This window comes from Methylobacterium brachythecii (assembly GCF_014196345.1).
GTDB classification, from domain to species: Bacteria; Pseudomonadota; Alphaproteobacteria; order Rhizobiales; family Beijerinckiaceae; genus Methylobacterium; species Methylobacterium brachythecii.
Genome location: NZ_JACIDN010000002.1, coordinates 48,497 through 68,735, shown reverse-complemented (window position 1 = coordinate 68,735; position 20,239 = coordinate 48,497). Strand labels below are relative to the sequence as shown.

General features: G+C 66.8%; 23 protein-coding genes and 1 pseudogene. 10 read left to right on the top strand and 14 right to left on the bottom strand.

All coding sequences use genetic code 11. The annotated features are described in order from the left end of the window. Positions 1-118: 118 nt before the first annotated feature. The 5 genes from rpsR to GGR33_RS04345 form a co-directional block, all read right to left on the bottom strand. Positions 119-391, bottom strand: coding sequence for a 30S ribosomal protein S18 (gene rpsR, locus GGR33_RS04365; RefSeq protein WP_183502344.1), 273 nt, complete (start codon positions 389-391; stop codon positions 119-121). Between the two features lie 2 nt (positions 392-393). Beyond that, positions 394-855, bottom strand: coding sequence for a 30S ribosomal protein S6 (gene rpsF, locus GGR33_RS04360; protein ID WP_183502342.1), 462 nt, complete (start codon positions 853-855; stop codon positions 394-396). A gap of 360 nt (positions 856-1,215) precedes the next feature. Beyond that, positions 1,216-1,479, bottom strand: coding sequence for a hypothetical protein (locus tag GGR33_RS04355; protein WP_183502340.1), 264 nt, complete (start codon positions 1,477-1,479; stop codon positions 1,216-1,218). A gap of 40 nt (positions 1,480-1,519) precedes the next feature. Then, positions 1,520-1,987 (bottom strand): hypothetical protein, encoded by a 468-nt coding sequence (locus tag GGR33_RS04350; RefSeq protein WP_183502338.1) that lies wholly within the window; start codon positions 1,985-1,987, stop codon positions 1,520-1,522. A gap of 10 nt (positions 1,988-1,997) precedes the next feature. Further along, entirely contained in the window at positions 1,998-3,962 is a 1,965-nt protein-coding gene (locus GGR33_RS04345) for a thiamine pyrophosphate-binding protein (protein WP_183502336.1), read from the bottom strand. Positions 3,963-4,067: 105 nt separating this feature from the next. Between GGR33_RS04345 and GGR33_RS26195 the strand changes: the two are divergent. Then, positions 4,068-4,238: pseudogene (locus GGR33_RS26195) on the top strand (helix-turn-helix domain-containing protein); the annotation flags it as partial. Positions 4,239-4,256: 18 nt separating this feature from the next. Then, a complete protein-coding gene (locus GGR33_RS04340) occupies positions 4,257-4,928 on the top strand; it encodes a LysR substrate-binding domain-containing protein (protein WP_343068430.1) in 672 nt (223 codons plus the stop codon). Between the two features lie 46 nt (positions 4,929-4,974). Here the strand turns inward: GGR33_RS04340 and GGR33_RS04335 are convergent, their stop codons facing one another. From GGR33_RS04335 to GGR33_RS04305, 7 genes are all read right to left on the bottom strand, one after another. Continuing rightward, positions 4,975-5,307 carry a nitrile hydratase accessory protein gene (locus tag GGR33_RS04335; protein WP_183502333.1) on the bottom strand — a complete coding sequence of 111 codons (333 nt, stop codon included), beginning with the start codon at positions 5,305-5,307 and terminating at the stop codon, positions 4,975-4,977. Next, positions 5,304-5,966 carry a nitrile hydratase subunit beta gene (gene nthB / locus GGR33_RS04330; protein ID WP_183502331.1) on the bottom strand — a complete coding sequence of 221 codons (663 nt, stop codon included), beginning with the start codon at positions 5,964-5,966 and terminating at the stop codon, positions 5,304-5,306. The genes GGR33_RS04335 and nthB overlap by 4 nt, the downstream gene beginning before the upstream one ends. Continuing rightward, on the bottom strand, positions 5,963-6,583 hold the full coding sequence (nthA, locus tag GGR33_RS04325; RefSeq protein WP_183502329.1) for a nitrile hydratase subunit alpha: 621 nt from the start codon (positions 6,581-6,583) through the stop codon (positions 5,963-5,965). The genes nthB and nthA overlap by 4 nt, the downstream gene beginning before the upstream one ends. Before the next feature lie 86 nt (positions 6,584-6,669). After that, positions 6,670-8,082, bottom strand: coding sequence for a pyruvate kinase (pyk, locus tag GGR33_RS04320; RefSeq protein ID WP_183502327.1), 1,413 nt, complete (start codon positions 8,080-8,082; stop codon positions 6,670-6,672). A gap of 97 nt (positions 8,083-8,179) precedes the next feature. Further along, a complete protein-coding gene (locus tag GGR33_RS04315; RefSeq protein WP_183502325.1) occupies positions 8,180-9,031 on the bottom strand; it encodes a haloacid dehalogenase type II in 852 nt (283 codons plus the stop codon). A gap of 79 nt (positions 9,032-9,110) precedes the next feature. Continuing rightward, positions 9,111-10,187, bottom strand: a complete 1,077-nt coding sequence (locus tag GGR33_RS04310; protein ID WP_183502323.1) for a tartrate dehydrogenase — start codon at positions 10,185-10,187, stop codon at positions 9,111-9,113. A 71-nt stretch (positions 10,188-10,258) separates the two neighbouring features. Then, complete coding sequence (locus GGR33_RS04305; protein ID WP_183502321.1) at positions 10,259-11,587, bottom strand: MFS transporter; 1,329 nt, start codon at positions 11,585-11,587, stop codon at positions 10,259-10,261. A 156-nt stretch (positions 11,588-11,743) separates the two neighbouring features. Here GGR33_RS04305 and GGR33_RS04300 point away from each other — a divergent pair, with 156 nt between their 5' ends. The 6 genes from GGR33_RS04300 (at position 11,744) to era (ending at position 16,909) form a co-directional block, all read left to right on the top strand. Continuing rightward, positions 11,744-12,442, top strand: a complete 699-nt coding sequence (locus tag GGR33_RS04300) for a GntR family transcriptional regulator (protein WP_183502319.1) — start codon at positions 11,744-11,746, stop codon at positions 12,440-12,442. Between the two features lie 164 nt (positions 12,443-12,606). Further along, entirely contained in the window at positions 12,607-13,371 is a 765-nt protein-coding gene (locus GGR33_RS04295; protein WP_183502317.1) for a pyridoxine 5'-phosphate synthase, read from the top strand. 464 nt (positions 13,372-13,835) lie between these two features. Continuing rightward, entirely contained in the window at positions 13,836-14,249 is a 414-nt protein-coding gene (acpS, locus tag GGR33_RS04290; RefSeq protein WP_183502315.1) for a holo-ACP synthase, read from the top strand. Between the two features lie 122 nt (positions 14,250-14,371). Beyond that, positions 14,372-15,178 (top strand): signal peptidase I, encoded by an 807-nt coding sequence (gene lepB, locus GGR33_RS04285; protein WP_183502313.1) that lies wholly within the window; start codon positions 14,372-14,374, stop codon positions 15,176-15,178. 1 nt (position 15,179) lies between these two features. Beyond that, positions 15,180-15,968, top strand: a complete 789-nt coding sequence (gene rnc / locus GGR33_RS04280; RefSeq protein ID WP_183502312.1) for a ribonuclease III — start codon at positions 15,180-15,182, stop codon at positions 15,966-15,968. Further along, the gene (gene era / locus GGR33_RS04275; RefSeq protein WP_183502310.1) at positions 15,965-16,909 is read left to right on the top strand and encodes a GTPase Era; all 945 of its coding nucleotides are present in this window, start codon (positions 15,965-15,967) and stop codon (positions 16,907-16,909) included. Before rnc ends, era begins: the two co-directional genes overlap by 4 nt. Positions 16,910-17,023: 114 nt before the next feature. Here the strand turns inward: era and GGR33_RS04270 are convergent, their stop codons facing one another. Continuing rightward, positions 17,024-17,656 (bottom strand): LysE family translocator, encoded by a 633-nt coding sequence (locus GGR33_RS04270; RefSeq protein WP_183502307.1) that lies wholly within the window; start codon positions 17,654-17,656, stop codon positions 17,024-17,026. A 53-nt stretch (positions 17,657-17,709) separates the two neighbouring features. On the opposite strand from GGR33_RS04270, the gene GGR33_RS04265 reads away from it, so the two are divergent. Both GGR33_RS04265 and GGR33_RS04260 read left to right on the top strand, forming a co-directional pair. Further along, complete coding sequence (locus GGR33_RS04265; protein WP_183502306.1) at positions 17,710-18,666, top strand: class I SAM-dependent methyltransferase; 957 nt, start codon at positions 17,710-17,712, stop codon at positions 18,664-18,666. After that, entirely contained in the window at positions 18,663-19,400 is a 738-nt protein-coding gene (locus tag GGR33_RS04260) for a pseudouridine synthase (RefSeq protein ID WP_183502304.1), read from the top strand. Before GGR33_RS04265 ends, GGR33_RS04260 begins: the two co-directional genes overlap by 4 nt. 9 nt (positions 19,401-19,409) lie before the next feature. On the opposite strand, the gene GGR33_RS04255 is transcribed toward GGR33_RS04260, so the two are convergent. Further along, on the bottom strand, positions 19,410-20,186 hold the full coding sequence (locus tag GGR33_RS04255) for a creatininase family protein (RefSeq protein WP_183502302.1): 777 nt from the start codon (positions 20,184-20,186) through the stop codon (positions 19,410-19,412). Between the last annotated feature and the right edge of the window lie 53 nt (positions 20,187-20,239).

Sequence of the window (20,239 nt, the reverse complement as noted above, 5' to 3'; positions counted from 1 at the left end):
GCTGTCCCGAAAAGGGCAGGGTTAGAGGCGTCTCGTGACGCCCCAACGATCGGACGGCCGATGCCACCCGGAACGAGGAGCCGGCCCAGCGAAGCCGGGCCGGCCCAACACGAAAAACCTACTTGATGACGTAGGGGAGCAGGCCGAGGAAGCGCGAGCGCTTGATCGCCTGGGCGAGCTCACGCTGCTTCTTGGCCGAGACCGCGGTGATGCGCGAGGGCACGATCTTGCCGCGCTCCGAGACGTAGCGGGAGAGCAGCTTCACGTCCTTGTAGTCGATCTTCGGCGCGTTGGGGCCGGAGAAGGGGCAGGTCTTGCGACGACGGAAGAACGGACGACGGCCACCGCCGCCACCACCGGCTGCAGCGCCGGCACTTGCACCGAATGCCATGATCAGTTCTCCCCGCCGAAGGAACGCTCGGGACGGTCACCGCGATCGCCGCGGTCACCACGATCTCCGCCGAAGCCGCCGAAATCGTCGTCACGACGACGCGGACGGTCGCCACGGTCGCGATCCTTGCGGTCGTCGCGGTCGCGCTTCTGCATCATGGCCGACGGCTCGGCCTCGAGCTCCTCGACGCGGATGGTCATGAAACGCAGCACGTCCTCGGAGATCTGCATCTGGCGCTCCATCTCGGCCAGGGCGGCCGGGGGGGCGGAGATGTTGAGGAGCGTGAAATGCGCCTTGCGGTTCTTCTTGATCCGGTAGGCGAGGGACTTGATGCCCCAGGGCTCGATCTTCTCGATCGTGCCGCCATTGGCTTCGATGACGCCCTTGTAGGTCTCGACCATGGTCTCGACCTGCTGGGCCGTCACGTCCTGGCGCGCCAGGAAGACGTGTTCGTAGAGAGGCATTCTCGGGCCTTTCATCACAAAAAGGAGCCCGTCCGCGGCGAAGCGGGTGTCTCGGGCCGGTTCGATCGCTGTTCTCTCGGCGCCAAGCCCTTCGAGCCGTTTGATGGCCCGAGCGGATGATCGAAGGCGGAGACACGGGACGACGGGTTCCCCTCTCGGGTCGCCCTATGCCGCAAGCGGCACCGTCCGTTCAGCCCCCAGCCGGAGCGAACGCGAAGCGGGGCGTGTAGACGGGTTTGGGGGGGATGGCAAGGATGGCTGGGAAGGCAGAAGATCCGAGGAATGGCGGGAGCGCGCCGAAGGCAACTTGCCGTGGCGCGGACACCCCCCCTCGATCGGTCGCGCAGCCCTGGACTCGTTTCAGCGAGGCCCGAGATAGGTCGTGAGATACTTCACGACCTTCTGGCCTTCTTCCGAATCAGGATCGCCGACGAAGAGCTTGTACTGTTTGCGGGCGAGCTTTTCGTCGAACTGCGCAGAGACGACGACGCTGGCGCCGTGGCACTCGGTGCAGGTCTTCTTGACGAGTGCCGCGTTCTCGCCGGCCGGAAACGGCGAAGTGTCCTCAGCAAGCGCGGCGGTTGAGCAGCCGACCGACAGCACAGCGAAAAGAGAGAACCGCAACAACATCACTGAAACCTCTATGACGGCTCAAGGGCCGACCTCATTCCATCGATGCGCCGCACTCGTCCCAGGCGTAGTGCACCCAATTGCAATGGATGTGCTGCCAGGTTTCGTGCGCGACGAAGATCAGTTTGCGCGTGGCGTAGGCGTAATCGCCATCGAGGCTCGTCACGCTGAGCGAGACCCGCTGATTCCGGTTCGCCGTCTTCACGCTGGCCCGATTGGAATCGAGGCCGCGATGCTCGAGCAGACCGGGTTCGTTGAAAGCGGCGACGAAGGCCTTGATGTCCCGATGCATGTCGGAGCGCGTCGGCATTGCATGCAGGAAATCGCGTAGGGTGATGCTCGGCGGCGCCAGCAGGCAGCGCATCGGCCGTATGCCGAACCAGGTGAATTTGAACTCCGCCGTCTCACCTGCCAGCGCGGCATCGTTGACACCGCGAAACACGCCGCGATCCGCGTAGCCGGCGAGGACTTCGCGCACGTCCTGCGTCTGGGCCAGGCTCATGCTGCGCTCCTCAGTGATAGTAGGACATGCAGCCCGGCTCGACCTTACCGAGGAAGCCCGGCGAGGTCTTCGAGCGCAGCCAGAATTCCTTGCGGCCCTGGCAGTTGATCACGACCGGCAGGCTCTCCTCGCTCGCGACCTTCCAGGCCCGCTCCAGCGCCGGTCGGAAATCTTCCGGACGGGTAACGTACTCGCCGCGGCCGCCGAGCGCCTCGGCGACCTTGTCGTAGCGTAGATTCTCCTGGAACAGGTGGATTGGTGCGCGGTGCACCTCGTCGGCCTGCGGGTACCAGGTGCCCCAAGCATTGTTGTTGTAGATGATGATGACCACCGGCATGCGGTACTTGGCCATCGTCTCGACCTCGAGGCCGGTATAGCCGAAGCCGGCATCGCCCGTGATGCAGACGATCGGCTTGCCCTTGTAGGGCGCCTGGACGCCCGCGCCCTGACGCACCGCGGCGGCGACGCCGACGGTGTAGCCGATGTCGAGGCCGACCGGGCCGTATTGATAGTTTCCGTTCATGATCTGGCCGGGCCGGAAGGCGCGCAGCCAGCGCCGCGTGTAGCGCGCGATGCCGAAGCCGCCCTGCGCGATCGTGGTCTGCTCCTTCGGGATGTTGCCCCCCTGAAGGAAAGCGGCGAGTTCTTTGCCGATCACGGCCGGGTGGACGGCGTCCCCGAAGGCCGCGCCGAGCTTGTAGATTGCCTCATTCTCGTCCTCGAACTTGGCGCGGGCGGCGTGGATCTCATTGAGCCAATCGGGGCGGCTGGCCGCGGAGGCCGCCTCGGCCAGCGCCTCCATGGTAGCGCGCTCGTCGGCGACGATGCCGAGATCGATCGGGATGTTGCGGCCGACATCCTCGGCCGTCGGCTGGATGCGGATGTATTTCGCCTCCGGCCCGAAGGCATATTCGCCGATCGTCGGCATGCAGTACTGGCCGACGAAGAAGACGAGATCGGCACTGCTCAGCGCCGTGGGCGATCGGTCGGCCGAGAGCGGATGGTCGTCCGGGAACTGGCCGCGCATGGCGCCGGATTCACAAACCGGGATCGAAGCCTTCTCGGCGAACTTGCGCAGCGCGTCCCAGGCCTTGGAATAGAACACGCCGGTGCTCGACACGATGATCGGGCGCTTGGCGGCGCCGAGCATCTGGATCGCCGTCTTGATGTCGGCCGGGTTCGGATAGGGCTTCGATTCTGAGCGGTACTTCGTCTTGTCGAAGAAGAAGCTCAGGTCCCCCGCGCTCTTGAAGCGAGCATCCGTCACCTCGTTGGTGAAGTCGATATGAACCGGGCGCGGGATGCCGGTGCGCAACTGGCGGAAGGCATAGCCGGCATATTCGTGCACGCGCTGCGGCGTGATCAGGCGCTTTCCGTATTTGCGCAGGTTTGTAGTGACCGATTGCTGCTCGCCGACCTGGATGCCGGCCTCGGTGTCGTCGTCCTTCACGCTGGTATTGCTCGCCAGCACCAGCAGGGGAGTGCGCGCCGCGTTGGCGTTGGCGATGCCCATGATCATCGTGGTGAAGCCTGGCCCCTCGGTGCCCGAGGTCACCGCCATCTCGCCGGTGATGCGGATGAAGGCGTCGGCAGCGGCGCACATGGCCAGCTCATTGCGGCCCGAATAGACCGGGATGCCCTGCTCAGCGATGGCGTGGATGACCTTGTAGTTGCCCGGGCAGCAGAGGAGGGCGGCGACCTCCTCGTTCTTGCAGGCCGCCGCGAAGACGTCGGCGCCGGTCATCGGGAAGGTGATCTTCGGGAGCGCCGTGTTGGCCGCGGTGGCGAATTCGGCCGGGACGGTGATGGCGTGGTCGGCCGGAGCGGTCGTCGCGGCCTTGGCCGCAGCCGTCTGCAGGGGCAGCAATCCACCGGCTGCCGTGGCGCCGAGCAGGAAAGAGCGACGTGAGGTGGGCGTCACCTTCTTGGCCGTCTCGGCTTCACCGGGGCCGGTCTCGGTCACATCCGCGCTCATCTGGTTCAGCCCCGTCACCTAGCCCCCGGAGCGCGTGTGGTACAACTCGCTGGACCATTGTAGAAGCTACGTCGTCACAGCTTCAAACATCAGAAATTCTATCGTTTGGACACGCGATACCTGGAGAGCTTTTTGGAGGTGGTGGAGCGCGGATCGCTCGCGGCCGCAGCGCGTCATCTCCAGCTCACGCCCGCCGCCATCGCCCAGCGCATCGATGCGCTCGAGAAGGAGATCGGGGTGGGATTGCTCGCCCGGTCGGGGCGCGTCGTGCGTCCGACGGTTGCCGGCGGTGCCGTGCTGGACAAGGCGCGCACCTTCCTGAATGACCTGCGCAACCTGAAATCCATCGCGGTCGGCCAGACCGTCGTCGGCGAGTTCCGCCTCGGCGCCGTCACCACGGCGCTGACCGGGTACGTTCCGCAGATGCTGTCGCGGTTCATGAGCAGCTACCCGGATGTCGGCGTGTTCATCGAGCCCGGCACGTCGCGCGAATTGTTTGATCAGGTACGCGACGACCGGCTCGATGTGGCGATGATCGTGAAGCCTGAATTCCCCCTCGATAAATCGCTGATGTTCGAGCCGATCGCGGACGAGCCGTTCATTGTCATCTGCAAGCCTGACCTCGCTCATCGGACGGCGGAGGACCTGCTGACGAACGAGCCGCTCATTCGCTACGACCGGGGACATTGGGGCGGCCGTCTCGCAGACTCCTATCTACTCGAGCGCAAGATCAAGACGACAGATCGTCTGGAACTCGACTCACTCGAAGCGATCGCCGTTCTGGTGGATCGCGGGCTCGGCGTTTCCCTTGTCCCGGACTGGTCTAACCCATGGCCAGCTGGCCTCGACGTCGCCAAGGTCAAGCTGCAGAAGGGCCGTCCGGTCCGATCGATCGGCCTGATTTGGCTGAAGCACTCCTTGAGGAGCGCGACCGTCCAGGCATTTCTCAGGACGAGATCGTCATAGATATCGAGCGCCCGCGGCGACCAAGGCTCATGATGCGCCGGCCACTCTACCGCTCGCCGCCGGACCCCGGATCGTTCTCCAGCAGGATCGGCTGGCCGTGCGGCGTCGCATGGGCCGCGCGCAGGAAGGCGTCGCGGCGACCGTCGATGAGAGCGCCGTCGGCGATGCGCCGGGTGCCGAGGATCGTCTCCAGGGCGGCGAGCCACTGCGCGTAATCGGCCGGCCGTTCGGGCGCGTCGGCCGGGCGGATCGCGGCGCCGAGCGCATCGGCCCATTCGCCGGGGCTGAACAGGCCGGCATCCTGCAGGGCGACCACGAGGGCGAAGATCTGCGCCTCCCAGGGCTCCGCGAAGGGGCGGGGGGCTTCGAGGCCACTCACGCCCGCGGCCCCAGGTAGCTCTCGAAGGCGGCGAAGGTGACGCGACTGCCCGGCTCGGCGCTCGCGCCCCACAGATCCTCAGCCGCGAAGCCGGCTGTGTAGAGCCATTGCGGCGGGCCCTGCTCGCCACGCGCCGCCGTCTCCGGAAACACGAAGGCGCCGTGGATCCGCTCGATCACGCCCGGCCGGCCGCGGATGTAGCGCGGCAGCCGCGTGTGGCCGGCGGGATGGTCGTTGCGGGCCACGATCCGGTCGCCGATCTGGAAACGGGGAGGGGCGGCGGGCGCTCGGTCGCTTGGGAAGCCGCCATCGAAAAGCGGGGCGACCTGATCGGCCGCGAGCACGCGCGCCACCGGCTTCGGCACCCCCGCAGCGAGGCCCGAGCGCATCTCCTCCGGGCTGGCGAGGCCGTGCTCGGCGAGCTGGGTTTCGAGCCCCCGCAGCCAGATCTCGTAATAGCTCGACGACAGGTATTCGACGGGTGGCAGGGATTCGCGCGCGGCGCGGCTGGCATCGAGCGTCCAGGTCTTCGTAAAACCCATCGCCATGGCGAGGGCGAAGACGCGCCGTTCCCACTCTGCACGGAAGACCGGCTCGCCGGCCTCAGCCTCCACCGGCCCGAAGCCGTGGGCGCCGCCGAGATCCTGCGCGCCGTTCACCGGGGAGCCTGCGGCAGGCCGGTGCCGATCATCGAGTCGCGCGTGACCAGCGTGGCGAGCGTCGCCTCGTCGAGCGTCTCGGTGCCCTCTGGCCGCATGGGGAGCACCATGAAGCGGGTCTCGGCGGTGGAATCCCAGATGGTGATCCGCGTCCCCTCGGGGAGAGTCACGCCGAAATCGGCGAGCACGCCGCGCGGGTCGATCACGGCGCGGGCGCGATAGGGCGGCGCCTTGTACCAGACCGGCGGCAGGCCGAGCACGGGCCAGGGGTAGCAGGAGCACAGCGTGCAGACGACGAGGTTGTGAGTCTCCGGCGTGTTTTCGACGACCACCATGTGCTCGCCGCCGCGGCCGCCGATGCCGAGCTCGGTGATGGCCGGCGTTCCATCCGCGAGAAGGCGCTCACGGAAGGCCGGGTCGACCCAGGCGCGGGCCACGACCCGGGCTCCATTATGCGGGCCGACCTGGTGCTCGTAGCGCTCGATCAGCGCGTCGAGCGCGGCGGGGTCGACGTAGCCCTTCTCGATCAGCAGCGATTCCAGGGCGCGGACGCGGGCTTCGATCGGCGACAGTTCGCTGCCATGCGAATGGTCGAGATCGTGGTCGTGACCCGGCATGCTGTCTCGATCCTACGCGATGAACGCCAACCCAGCGTTGGCATACCGATGCGAGGCCCGTCTGTCAGTCGGCTTCGCAGGTCGGGTTACACCTGGATCAGCCGGATGTTGTTGGTGTTGCCCGTGGTGTGGAACGGGATGCCGGCCGTCGTGACGATGATGTCGTTCGGCTCGGCAAAACCCTCGGTGCGGGCGTGGTGGGCCGCGTTGGCGGTCATTTCCTCGTAGGATTCGACGTCGCGCGTCAGCACGCTGTGCGCGCCCCAGAGCAGCGAGAGCCGGCGCGAGGTCGCGAGGTTCGGGGTGAGCGCCAGGATCGGCGCCTTCGGCCGCTTGCGGGCGACGCGGGCCGCCGTCGTGCCGCTTGCCGTATAGGCGACGATGGCCGCCGCCTTCACGGCCTCCGCGAGATCCGCCGTCGCCGTGGCGACCGCGTGCGGCGGGGTCTCCTCCTCGCCGGGCTCGGAGGCGGCGATCAGCGAGTGGTAGAGCTTGTGCCCTTCGACGCTGCGGATGATGCGGTCCATCATCCCCACGGCCTCGACGGGATAGCGGCCGGTGGCGGATTCGGCCGAGAGCATTACCGCGTCGGCCCCGTCATAGATCGCGGTGGCGACGTCCGAGGCCTCGGCGCGGGTCGGTGCCGGCGAGCCGACCATCGAGTCGAGCATCTGGGTAGCCACGATCACCGGCTTCACGGCGAGGCGGCAGGCGCGGATCAGCTCTTTCTGGCGTCCCGGAACGTCCTCGTGAGGGATCTCCACGCCGAGATCGCCGCGCGCCACCATCACCGCGTCGGACAGGCGGATGATGTCTTCGATCCGCTCCAGCGCCTGCGGCTTCTCGATCTTCGACATGATGCCGGCGCGGTCGCCGATGATGCCGCGCGCCTCGATCAGATCGGAGGGACGCTGCACGAAGGAGAGCGCCACCCAGTCGACGCCGAGTTCCAGGCCGAAGGCGAGGTCGGCTCTGTCTTTCTCGGTGAGCGGGGAGAGGTCGAGCAGCGTTCCCGGCAGGTTGACGCCCTTGCGGTTCGAGATCGCGCCGCCGGTCACCACCTCGGCCGTGATCGTCGCAGCCTCCAGGCCGGTGACCCGCACCCGCACCCGGCCGTCGTCGATCAGCAAATCCTGGCCCGGCACCACTGCGGCGAAGATCTCGGGATGGCGCAGCGGGATCGCATTCTTGTCGCCATCCGCTCCGTCGAGGACGAAGCGGATCGTCTCTCCGGCCACCAGATCGAGCCGGCCGCCGGCCACGGTGCCGACGCGGATCTTCGGTCCCTGGAGATCCTGGAGGATGCCGATCGGGCGGCCGACTTCCTTTTCGAGGGTGCGGATCGCGGCATGGACCCTGGCGTGGTCCTCCTGAACGCCGTGGCTGAAGTTCAGCCGGAAGGTGTCGACGCCGGCGAGAAACAGGTTCCGCAGCATCTCTGGAGAGTTGGTCGCGGGCCCGACGGTGGCGACGATCTTGGCGTGGCGGTGACGACGCATGGTGGTCTCCATCGGCGAAGCAGCAGGGCGGCCGCTCAGTAGCACGGACCGGTATGGCGGCGATGCCGTACGGCTCGTTTCGCGCGGATTTGATGGCTCAGGCGCCGAGCTTGCCGGCGAGATCGACGAAGTCGTTGGCCATCAGGTCGAAATACGGCTCCGGCGTGAGGTCGACCTTGCCCTTCGGGCCGAATTCGAGCGGGCGCGGGATGAAGGCGGTGTTGAAGCCGAATTTCTTGGCGCCCGCGAGATCGTATTTGTGGCAGGCGACCATCAGCAGTTGCTCAGGTTTCAGCGCCAGGGCGTTCTGCCCAAGAGCGTAGACCTTCGGATCGGGCTTCGACGACTTCACGAGCTCGGCCGTCAGGATGCAGTCGAAGGGGAGCTGGCCGAGCTTGGCGATGCTCACCACCGAGGCCATGCTGCCGTTCGACAGCGTCGAGATGGTGAACTTCTTGGCGAGCCGATCGAGGCCAGGGCGAGTGTCGGGCCAAGGCTCGAGCTGCGACCAGACCGCGTTGAGCTGGTCACGATCGGCGGCACTGAGCTTCGGCCCCCAATCGTAGGTCGCGAGCAGGGTGTCGAGGCCTTCGCGGTAGATCTGGTCGGTCGAGCGCCAGGGAATCGTGCCGGCGATGATCTGGTCGAGGAGGCGGCGGTATTCGGTGCGCCACTGGTCGGCGATGCGGGTCCAATCGGCCTCGATACCATGCGCCCTGGTGAAGACATCGCCCTTGCGAAGGATGGTGGCGTAGAAGTCGACGGTGGTGCCCTGCACGTCGAACAGGATGCCCTTGATGGAGGCGGGATCGACCATCGTCTTCGACTCTGATGCGCCTTGGGCCGAGGAAGTCGGCAAGACGGCCCAGGCGGCCGCCGACGCGGCCGCGATCGTCAGAACCTCACGGCGTCCGAGGCCCGGGCGGCCCCCTTCGTATCGCTCGCTCATGCGGCACCCTCCACCGATGGAATTTTCGTTGACCCCCGAATGAAAAGGCCCGGGTGCTGCTGCGCCCGGGCCCCTGCCGTCACTCGTTGTCGCCCTGGATCGCCGCGATCACCGCGTCCGTAACCTGGCGGGTCGTGGCCTTGCCGCCGAGATCCGGCGTGTGAAGGCTCGGATCGGCGGTGACGCGCTCGACCGCCCGCATCAGCCGGGCAGCTGCACGCGGCTCACCGAGATGCTCGAGCATTTGGCAGGCGGTCCAGAAGGTGCCGACCGGGTTGGCGATGCCCTTGCCGGTGATGTCGAAGGCCGAGCCGTGGATCGGTTCGAACATCGACGGGAAGGTGCGCTCCGGATTGATGTTCGCGGTCGGCGCGATGCCGAGCGAGCCGGCCAAGGCCGCGGCGAGATCCGAGAGGATGTCGGCGTGCAGGTTCGTGGCGACGATGGTGTCGAGGGTCTGCGGCTTCATCGTCATGCGCATGGTCATGGCGTCGACCAGCATCTTGTCCCAGGTCACGTCCGGGAATTCCTGCGCGACCTCGGCAGCGATCTCGTCCCACATCACCATGGCATGGCGCTGGGCGTTCGACTTCGTCACCACGGTGAGCAGCTTGCGCGGACGGGACTGCGCCAGTTTGAACGCGAAGCGGATGACGCGGGCGACGCCGGCCCGGGTCATGATCGAGACGTCGGTGGCGACCTCCTCCGGCAGGCCCCGATGCACCCGGCCGCCGACGCCGGCGTACTCGCCCTCGGAATTCTCACGCACGATCACCCAGTCGAGCTCGGGACCGGAGACGTTGCGGAGCGGGCTGGTGATGCCGGGCAGCACGCGGGTCGGGCGCACGTTGGCGTATTGATCGAAGGGCTGGCAGATCGCGAGGCGCAGGCCCCAGAGGGTGATGTGATCCGGAACGTCGGGCGCGCCGACGGCGCCGAAGAAGATCGCGTCCTTGTCCTTGATCTTTCCGAGCCCGTCCTCGGGCATCATCACGCCGTTCTTTTTGTAATAGTCCGACCCCCAGTCGAAATGCTCGAAGCTGAAACGGAAACCACCATCACGCTCGGCCAGAACGTCGAGGACTTCAATGCCGGCCGCGATGACTTCCTTGCCGATTCCGTCACCGGGAATGGCGGCGATGTTGTACTGAGACACGGCGGTTTTCCTTTGGTTTGCTGAGGTGGGAAGCGGGCCGACTCCGGTCCGCCGGAAGGTGAAGGGTGGTGTCAGTGCGAGGCCGGCGATGCGGCGCCGACCGGTACGGACGCATCCGTTTTCGCTTCGATGCGGGCGGAGCGCTTGAGCGACAGGACGAACAGCGCCGAGACACCGAGAGTCATGGCCGAGATCATCAGGCCGGCCGTGAAGCTGCCGGTTGCCTCGCGTGCCCAGCCGATCAGCGAGGGGCCGACGAAGCCGCCGAGATTGCCAATCGAGTTGATGGCCGCGATGCCGCCGGCCAGCTTGGCGCCCGACAGAAATTCCGGCGGGAGCTGCCAGAACGGTGGCCGTGCCGCCATCACGCCGGCGATGGCGAGGGAGAGGAAGATCACAGTCGGGATGGCGAGGGTGTGGACGAGGCCCGCGATCATCAACCCACCGCAGCCGACGAGGCAGGCGATGGCGACGTGGCCGAAGCGCTCGCCGGTGCGGTCCGAATGGCGGGCCCACAGCCCCATCGTCGCGATGGCGAGGAGGTAGGGGATCGCGCTGACGAAGCCGACCTCGATATTGGAGAGGCCAAAGCCCTTCACGATCTGCGGTAGCCACAGCTCGATGCCGTAGAGACCGGTGGTGAGGCCGAAATAGACAAGCGAGAGGCGCAAGACCGGCCAGGAGATCAGCGTCGCCCCGATCTCGCGCAGCGAATGGCGCTCCGGTATGCCCTGCTCCTTGGCCATCTCGGCGACGAGCCAGTCACGCTGCTCGGGGGCGAGCCAGGTCGCCTGCTCGGGCTTGTCGGTGAGGAAGAACAGGCAGACGAAGCCGAGCGCCACGGCAGGCGCCGCCTCCAGGATGAACATCCACTGCCAGCCATGGAAGCCGAGCACGCCCTCCATCGCGAGCAGGTAGCCGGAGATCGGAGCGGCGATCGCCGATGCGATGGGGATGGCGACGACGAAGCCTGCGGTGACGCGTCCGCGCCAACGCTTCGGGAACCAGTAGGTCAGGTACAGGATCACGCCGGGGAAGAAGCCGGCCTCGGCGATGCCGAGCAGGAAGCGCAGGACGTAGAACTGGTTCGCGCTATCGATGAAGGCGAAGCCCATCGAGATGATGCCCCAGGTGATCATCACCCGAGCGATCCAGCGCCGCGCTCCGACCTTGTCGAGCATCAGGTTCGAGGGCACCTCGAACAGGAAGTAGGCGATGAAGAACAGGCCCGCGCCGAACCCGAACATCGTCGGGGTGAGACCGAGATCCTTGCTCATGGTCAGCGCGGCGAAGCCGACATTGATCCGGTCGATGAAAGCGATCGTGTAGAGCACGCACAAAAACGGCACCAATCGCCACGTCACGCGGCGCATCGTGGCCTGCTCGAGAGAGCTGCCCATGGTTTCCTCCTCAAACATCTGCACGGCGCGGCATCTTGTGTGCCATCTTCCATGCAAGATGGGGTTTCAGGTAAGATAGTGCATGGCCGACGTCAACCCATGCGTTGCAACTTGCATGGAAGTTGGTAGGCCGAGCCGAAGGGTGAGGGGTGTTTGATGGTTCGGGCGGTGATGCGGGCGGAGGAGGAGCGCAAAGGCTCCCTCGTCGACGACGCCTACGCGGCGATGCGCGCGGCGATTCGCGAGTCGAGCTTCGCGCCGGGCTATCAGGCCTCGGAGCAGGAGATCGCTCTGCGTCTCGGGATGAGTCGCACCCCGGTCCACGAAGCGGCGATCCGCCTCCAGGAGGATGGGCTCGTGCGGGTGCTGCCCCGCCGAGGGATCCTGATCCTGGCGCTCGCCCCCGACGACATGCGCGAGATCTACGACGTCGTCATCGCCATCGAAGGGCGCGCGGCCGAACTCATCGCCGAGATGCCGGAGGCCGAGCGGGTGCGGGCAGCAACGGAGCTCGATGGGCATACGGCCGAGATGGCGGCCGCCCACGAGCGAGGCGATCGGCCGGCCTGGGGCCGAGCAGACGGAGCTTTCCATACGGCGCTCATCGAGCATGCCGGCAACCGCCGGATGAGCCGGATCGCCCAGACCATCACCGATCAGTCGCATCGCGCACGCATGCTGACGCTCAACCTGCGCCAGGGGCTCGATGCCTCCATCGACGAGCATCGCGAGATTGCGCGTGCGATGCGGGCAGGTGACCCGGCTGCTGCCCTGAACGCTGCGCGGCAGCATCGTATCCGCGCGAGAGACGAGCTGCTGCCGCTGCTGGCGAGCTACGGATTGAAGCATCTCTGAGCATCGGCTGCTCGCCCGATCGCAGCTCCGCGGCACGTGTCGCGGACGCTTGCAGGACGCGCAGGCCGGATCTCACCAGCCGTCCGTTGCCAGCGCGCGATGGACGGTCCATCTCGGCCTCGGTGGCCGATTGGGCTGTCGACCGTGCTTCGCAGAGGTCTCCCGTGTCCGCGTCTCCGTCCTCTTCGCCGAATGCGCTAAGGCTCGGCGTCAACATCGACCACGTCGCGACCGTGCGGAATGCCCGCGGCGGCGTCTATCCCGATCCGGTCCGCGCGGCCCGCGAGGCCGTGGCAGCCGGAGCCGACGGGATTACCGCCCATCTGCGCGAGGATCGTCGCCATATCCGGGATGCGGACATCGCCGCGCTGAAAGCCCTTCCGGTGCCGCTGAACCTGGAAATGGCGGCAACCGACGAGATGGTCGTGATCGCGCTCTCCACACAACCGCACGCCGCGTGCCTCGTCCCCGAGAAGCGCGAGGAGCGCACCACGGAAGGCGGCCTCGACATCATCGGCGGACGCGCTCACTTGGCGCCGCGTATCGCTGCGCTTCGCGAAGCGGGCATCCGCGTCTCCCTCTTCGTCGAGCCGGACGAAGCGGTGATGGAGGCAGCCTTCGCTCTCGGCGCACCGGTCGTCGAGCTGCATACCGGCAGCTATTGCGAGGCCCATGTCGAGGGTGACGGAGAACGGACTCGCGCCGAGCTGGAGCGGATCGCACGGGCCGCGTCCCACGGCACTGCGCTCGGCCTCGAGGTCCATGCCGGCCACGGCTTGACGCTCGACAGTGTCGGCCTCGTTGCTGCGCTGCCCGAACTCATGGAATTGAACATCGGCCACGCCCTGATCGCCGAGGCGATCTTCGTCGGTCTGCAGCAGGCGGTTCGCGACATGCGCGCAGCGATGGATCGCGCCCGAGCGTCCTGATCGCCGCCGCCGCTGCCAGACGGGAAAAATGCGGCCTTCGACGTCACGGCGACGGCTGTGCGCTGGACGCAGTCGATCTGTACGATAGGATACGCCCGCCGGTCTCGAATGAACGCTGGCCTGCCGCGCTCGCCGGTTCCGATCATTCCCCAGTGGCGATCGGCGAGCGTGGTAGTTCGGGCCAAAAAAATCCCCGCGAGCGCGAGGCTGCGGGGACTTCGATGTCGGCTCGGAGTGATCGGGAAAGCTCTCCGCCGACGCCGCCTTCTAGCATACGCCTCACCCGAGACTGTTGCGGTTCCGGCTCAGCCGATCAGCTTCACGTCGACGGGTCGCCGCGGCATTCTGCATCCCCCGGACTCGTCGAACTCGACGTCGGACGGTCCTTGGCTCATGGACGATACGGTTCCTGCGGCGATCGCGAGCGTGGCTCGCCGCCGCCCCGGCGGAGTTGCGATCCTTCCATGATCCTCGGCATCGGCTCGGATCTCTGCGACATCAGGCGCATCGCGTCTTCTCTCGATCGATTCGGAGAGCGCTTCACCCAGCGCATCTTCACCGATGGCGAGCGCGCCAAATGCGACGCGCGGGCCGCGCGGGCTCCATCCTATGCGCGCCGTTTCGCCGCAAAGGAGGCCTGCTCCAAGGCGCTCGGCACCGGCATGAGCCAAGGCGTCTTCTGGCGCGACATGGAGGTCGTGAACCTTCCCGGCGGTAAGCCGACCCTTCGGTTGACCGGTGGTGCAAGAGAGCGGCTGAGCGAAATGGTGCCCGAGGGATACGAGCCGCGGATCCACATCTCGCTGACGGACGACCCGCCCCTGGCACAAGCCTTCGTGATCATCGAGGCGGTGCTCTCCGGCACGCCGCATCCGTAGCCGGCACGACCCTGCGTTGCCGGGGGGCTCGGCTTGGTCTAGACCGCGCCACACCGTCGGCGCGGCGTCGGGCGCAGGCGCGGCCGTTGCTAGAGACGGCCGGGAGCCTCAGAACCAACGACATGGAACAGGCGCGCGTGGATCAAGACACGAAGCAGCAGGCGCGGACGGCCGAGCCCGATTCCGGAACCTGGGCGAGCATCCGGGAGACCCTGAAGGTCGGCCTCCAGGCGCTGCTCATCGCCCTCGTCGTGCGGACGCTGCTGTTCCAGCCCTTCAACATCCCCTCGGGCTCGCTTGTGCCGACGCTGCTGATCGGCGACTACCTGTTCGTGTCGAAGTACTCCTACGGCTACTCGAAATACTCTTTGCCGCTCTCCGAGTACCTGCCGGTCGAGTACCATGCCCGCATCTGGGGCGCCGAGCCGAAGCGTGGCGACATCGCCGTGTTCAAGCTGCCGAAGGACAACACCACCGACTACATCAAGCGCGTCATCGGCCTGCCGGGCGACAAGATCCAGGTGATCGCGGGTGTGCTCAACATCAACGGCAAGCCGGTCAAGCGCGAACAGATCGCCGACTACGAGACGACCGACCCCTTCGGCCAGCCAACCAAGGTGCCGCAATATATGGAGACGCTGCCCGGCGGTGTGGAGCACCGCGTGGTCGAGCGCGACGGCGACCACGGCTTCTGGGACAACACCGAGCTTTACACGGTGCCCGCCGGCCATTTCTTCATGATGGGCGACAACCGCGACAACTCCACCGACTCTCGCGACCTGTCGAGCGTCGGCTACGTGCCCTTCGAGAATTTCGTCGGCCGGGCCGAGATGATCTTCTTCTCGATCGACGAGGGCACCCCGGCCTGGCAGATCTGGCGCTGGCCTGCCGACGTTCGCTGGAACCGCATCTTTTCTGCGATCCATTGATGTGAGCGCCGAGACGAAAGCCGCGGCGAACGGCGAGGGGGCCGGGCGCTTGTCGAGCCGCTCACGGCGCGCACACCGCCCGAAACCCGCCATCGACGTGCTCGAAGCCGCGATCGGCCACGGCTTCGCCGACCGCGACCTGCTCCCGCTGGCGCTGACCCATGTCAGCAAGGCGGGAGGCGACCGCGTAGGGAGCTATCAGCGTCTCGAATTCCTCGGCGATCGGGTTCTCGGTCTTGCCGTGGCCGAGCTTCTGTACGAGGCCTTTCCGCAGGCGGACGAGGGCGACCTCTCGCGTCGGCTCGCCGGCCTGGTGCGGCGGGAGACTTGCGCTTCCGTCGCGGAAGCCTGGGAGGTCGGCCCGCACCTCAATCTCGGCCCTGGAGAGGTCCAAGGGGGCGGTCGCCGCAACCAGACCATCCTGGCTGACGTCTGCGAGGCGATCCTTGGCGCCGTCTTCCTCGATGCCGATTACGAGGCGGCCAAGGCGATCGTGCGCGCCGCCTTCCGCCCCGAGCAGGACACCGCCGCGCCGCGCGGGCGCGACGCGAAGTCGGCCTTGCAGGAATGGGCCATGGCGCGCGGCCTGCCGATCCCGGTCTACGAGGTCGTGGAGCGGTCCGGTCCGGACCACGCTCCCGTCTTCGCCATCGCCGCGCGGGTCTCCGGCATCGAGCCGGGCCTCGGACGGGGTGGCTCGAAACGTCTCGCGGAGCAGGAAGCGGCACAAAGCATCCTCGATCGCGAGGGCATCGGCAGCTCGGACGCCGCGCAGGATGGACGGGAATGACGCCGAACGACGACCACGAGCCCGACGCTTCGGCGCTCACCCCGATGGAAACCCGTGCGGGCTTCGTCGCGCTGATCGGCGTGCCGAATGCCGGCAAGTCGACCCTGGTGAACGCCATTGTCGGTGCCAAGGTGACGATCGTCTCGCGCAAGGTGCAGACGACCCGGACATTGGTGCGCGGCATCGCCATGGAGGGCAGCGCCCAGCTCATCCTGGTCGACACGCCCGGTATCTTCGCGCCGAAGCGCCGGCTCGACCGCGCCATGGTCCATTCGGCCTGGAGCGGCGCGGCCGATGCCGACGCACTCTGCCTGCTGATCGATGCCCGCAAGGGCATCGACGAGGAGGTCGAGGCGATCCTGGCGCGCCTGCCCGAAGTGAAACGGCCGAAGCTTCTGGTCCTCAACAAGATCGACCTGATCGCGCGAGAAAAGCTGCTCGAGCTGGCCCAGGGCGTGAACGCCAAGGTGCCTTTCGAGGACACGTTCATGATCTCGGCGCTCAAGGGCGACGGCGTCGCTGACCTGCGCAAGGCGCTCGCCGCCCGCATGCCGTCGAGCCCGTGGCTTTACCCAGAGGATCAGGTCTCCGACGCGCCGATCCGCATGCTCGCGGCCGAGATCACGCGGGAGAAAATCTACGACCGGCTCCACGAGGAGCTACCCTATCGCTCCACGGTCGAGACCGACCAGTGGCAGATCAAGACCGACGGGTCGGTGCGCATCGAGCAGACGATCTTCGTGGAGCGCGAGAGCCAGCGCTCGATCGTGCTCGGCAAGGACGGCCAGACCATCAAGGCAATCGGTCAGGCCGCGCGACGCGAGATCGCCGAGGTGGCGGAGGCCAAGGTCCATCTGTTCCTGCACGTGAAGGTGCGTGAGAACTGGGCCGACGACCCCGCTCGCTATCGCGAGATGGGGCTGGAATTCCCGCGGGGCTGACTTAAAGAATGCTGCGAAAAAGTGGTGACGGTTTTTCGCTCAAAGCATACTCTAACTCTTTGAATCGATCATGTTTTCTGCGTTTTGATTGGTCCAATCAAAACGCAACATGATCTAGCGCCGCGCCTCGGTCGCCATCCGGACGGCGAGACCTGCGAGCACCGTTCCCATCAGCCAGCGCTGGACCACGAGCCATCCCGGACGCTGGTTCACCGTTCTGGCGATCGAACCAGCGGTGACCGCGATGATGGCGTTTACGCTGAGGCTGACCAGGATTTGCACGGTGCCCAGAGTGATCGCCTGTACGAGCACGCTGCCGTGCTCCGGACTGACGAACTGGGGGAGCAGCGAGAGGTACATGACAGCGATCTTGGGGTTCAAGACGTTCGTCACGAAGCCCATCGCGAAGAGACGTCGTGGGCTGTCACTCGGCAGCAACGTTGTCTGAAAAGGCGAGCGTGCACCGGGCTTTACGGCCTGCCATGCAAGGTAGAGCAGGTAGGCCGCACCGGCCCATCGCAGCGTGTCGTAGGCAAATGGCACCGCGATCAACAATGCGGTGATGCCGAAGACCGCGCAAAGCATATAGAAGATGAAGCCGAGACCGATTCCCCCAAGCGAAACGAGTCCTGCCGCCGGTCCCTGAGAGATCGAGCGCGAGACGAGGTAAATCATGTTCGGTCCCGGGGTCAGGACCATTCCCAGCGAGATCAGAGCGAACGCGATGAGTTGAGTCGTTTCGGGCATGTGTTGATGTCCTGCCGCCGTGTCCCCCGCCGTTCTTACTCAACTTGTCCCGAATGAGCCCACAAACTTCCACGGCAAGCCCGGCAACTGGTGTCATCGCCGCACGACCCGTCGTCTACGGTCTCCCCTCCGCCGAACTGGTCGCGGTTCCCGAACATGCGGCACAGGTCTCGCCGCTGATCCCCGGCTCGGCGCGTCTGGAAGATCATTCGCCTGCAGCGGCTCCGGGACCGGCCGTCGTGCTCGCGCCGCCGGGCACCTCGGAGCGGCGCTATACGCTCGCCCTCGTCTTGCGCGCGCTCGCGCCCGGCGAGATGCTGGTCGCGCTCGCGCCGAAAGACAGAGGCGGCAGCCGGCTGGCGAAGGAGCTCGCGGGCTTCGGTTGCACGGTGGCGGAAGAGGCCAGACGCCACCACCGCATCTGCACGGTCTCGCGACCGAATGCGCTCGACGGTCTTCACGACGCGATCGAGGAAGGCCGTTCGCGGCACATCGACAACATCGCGCTCTGCACGCAGCCGGGCATCTTCTCCTGGAACCGGATCGACCCCGGCAGCGACCTGCTGCTCCGGCACCTCCCGAAGCTGTCTGGGCGGGGAGCAGATTTCGGCTGCGGCCTCGGCGTGCTGGCGCTCGCCGTCCTGCATTCGGAGGCCGTGTCGAGCCTCACCATGTTCGACATCGACCGGCGTGCGGTCGAGATGGCACGCCGCAACGTCGACGATCCTCGCGCCACCATTCTCTGGGCCGACCTGCGCCAACCCGAGGCTGCCCTCACACGGCTCGATTTCGTCGTGATGAACCCGCCGTTCCATGACGGCGGCGCCGAGGATCAGGCGCTCGGCAAGGCGTTCATCGCCAGCGCCGCCGAGGCTTTACGGCCCGGCGGCTCCCTGTGGATCACGGCCAACACGCATCTTCCCTACGAGGCGCCCCTGCGCGCGGCCTTCCGCAGCGTGACCCTGGTCGCGTCGGAAGGGGGTTACAAGGTCTACGAGGCGCGCAAGTGAGCGGCGGGAAATCCGCCCGCCTCGACAAGCTGCTTGCCAACCTCGGATACGGCTCTCGCCGCGAGATCCAGGGACTCGCCCGCGCGGGTGCCGTCGTTCTCGACGGGAAACCGATCGGGGATGCGGCCGGGCGCATCGCATTGGAGCCCGACCTGCCGGCGCGGATGTCGATCGATGGCGAGCCGCTGGACCCGCTGCCGGGCCTCGCGCTCGTCCTGCACAAGCCGGTCGGCGTGACCTGCTCGCACAAGGAGGCCGGTCCACTCGTCTACAGCCTCCTGCCGGAGCGCTGGCGCAGGCGCGATCCCGCGCTCTCCACGGTCGGCCGTCTCGACAAGGAGACGTCGGGCCTGCTGCTACTCACCGATGACGGCGCCCTGCTGCATCGGATCATCTCGCCGAAGGCGCATGTGCCGAAACGCTACCAGGTCACGCTCGAACGTCCCCTTAAAGGCGACGAGGGGACGATCTTCGCTTCCGGCACCCTGATGTTGGAAGGCGAAGAGCGTCCTCTGCTTCCGGCCCGGCTCGAGGTGCAGGATGCGACGCATGCGGCGCTCACTCTGACCGAGGGGCGCTACCATCAGGTCCGGCGGATGTTCGCCGCTATCGGCAACCACGTCGCGGCCTTGCACCGGGACAAGGTTGGAGGCCTTGAACTGCCCCGCGATCTCGATCCCGGCGGCTACCGGATCATGGGGTCGAGCGAGATCGACGCCGTGTTCGCGGGCTGACGGAGCGGCTCAAAGCTCGAAGCGAGCGACTTCGCTCAGCAACTCCACGAAACGCTGCGCGCCATGGTCGAGAAGCGCCTCGCCGATCTCGGCGGTTCCGAGAGCCGCGTGGCCGATCGCCCCTGACGCGTGCAGATCCTCGGCCTTCCAGGCGAAGGCGGCCGGGCGCCCGGCACGGAGCAGCCGGTATTCGCGCTCCATCGCGACGGTGCGAGGCTCGAAGTGACGGGCGTGCTCGCCGCGGACGAGATCCGGCCTGAGGGCCAGCATCAGTGCCGTCTCGACGGCTCCGGCATGGATACCGTGCCGGATCTCTTGTTCGGGAAGCAGCCCGTCCGGGAACCCGAGCCGGCCCCAGGATGTCGTCACGACGACCATCCCCAGGCGAGCGCGAAGCTCCCCGGCGACGAGATCGATCAGCGCGTTGTTGCCGCCATGTGAGGAGACGATCACCAGCTTGCGGCAGCCCGACCGATGCACGCTGGCACCCACTTCGACCCAGGCGGCGAGCGCCGTTGTAGCGGTGAGCGTCAGAGTGCCGGCGAAGCTGTCATGCTCATCGGACTTACCGATCGACTGCACCGGCAACGTCAGCACGTCGAGGGCGCTGGGAACCAGCTCGGACGCGCGCGTCAGATATCCCTCTGCGATGATCGCGTCGGTACCAAGCGGCAGGTGCGGGCCATGCTGTTCGATGGCGGCGACCGGCAGCACTGCGACGGCCTGCGTCATATCCCGCGACACGACATCCACGGTGGTCAGATCGCGCCAGAGGCGTGCGGGCATGGCTTCCTCGTCGAGCGGCGCCCTGGTCGGCGGCCGGATCATGGAAGCGGGAT

Coding starts and splice junctions, on each gene's coding strand:
- lepB (WP_183502313.1), top strand. CDS start 14,372: ATGGAACAGGCGCGCGTGGATCAAGACACGAAGCAGCAGGCGCGGACG.
- GGR33_RS04270 (WP_183502307.1), bottom strand. CDS start 17,656: ATGCCCGAAACGACTCAACTCATCGCGTTCGCTCTGATCTCGCTGGGA.
- era (WP_183502310.1), top strand. CDS start 15,965: ATGACGCCGAACGACGACCACGAGCCCGACGCTTCGGCGCTCACCCCG.
- rpsR (WP_183502344.1), bottom strand. CDS start 391: ATGGCATTCGGTGCAAGTGCCGGCGCTGCAGCCGGTGGTGGCGGCGGT.
- rpsF (WP_183502342.1), bottom strand. CDS start 855: ATGCCTCTCTACGAACACGTCTTCCTGGCGCGCCAGGACGTGACGGCC.
- GGR33_RS04300 (WP_183502319.1), top strand. CDS start 11,744: ATGGTTCGGGCGGTGATGCGGGCGGAGGAGGAGCGCAAAGGCTCCCTC.
- acpS (WP_183502315.1), top strand. CDS start 13,836: ATGATCCTCGGCATCGGCTCGGATCTCTGCGACATCAGGCGCATCGCG.
- GGR33_RS04255 (WP_183502302.1), bottom strand. CDS start 20,186: ATGCCCGCACGCCTCTGGCGCGATCTGACCACCGTGGATGTCGTGTCG.
- GGR33_RS04305 (WP_183502321.1), bottom strand. CDS start 11,587: ATGGGCAGCTCTCTCGAGCAGGCCACGATGCGCCGCGTGACGTGGCGA.
- nthA (WP_183502329.1), bottom strand. CDS start 6,583: ATGCCGGGTCACGACCACGATCTCGACCATTCGCATGGCAGCGAACTG.
- GGR33_RS04345 (WP_183502336.1), bottom strand. CDS start 3,962: ATGAGCGCGGATGTGACCGAGACCGGCCCCGGTGAAGCCGAGACGGCC.
- GGR33_RS04350 (WP_183502338.1), bottom strand. CDS start 1,987: ATGAGCCTGGCCCAGACGCAGGACGTGCGCGAAGTCCTCGCCGGCTAC.
- pyk (WP_183502327.1), bottom strand. CDS start 8,082: ATGCGTCGTCACCGCCACGCCAAGATCGTCGCCACCGTCGGGCCCGCG.
- GGR33_RS04265 (WP_183502306.1), top strand. CDS start 17,710: ATGAGCCCACAAACTTCCACGGCAAGCCCGGCAACTGGTGTCATCGCC.
- GGR33_RS04315 (WP_183502325.1), bottom strand. CDS start 9,031: ATGAGCGAGCGATACGAAGGGGGCCGCCCGGGCCTCGGACGCCGTGAG.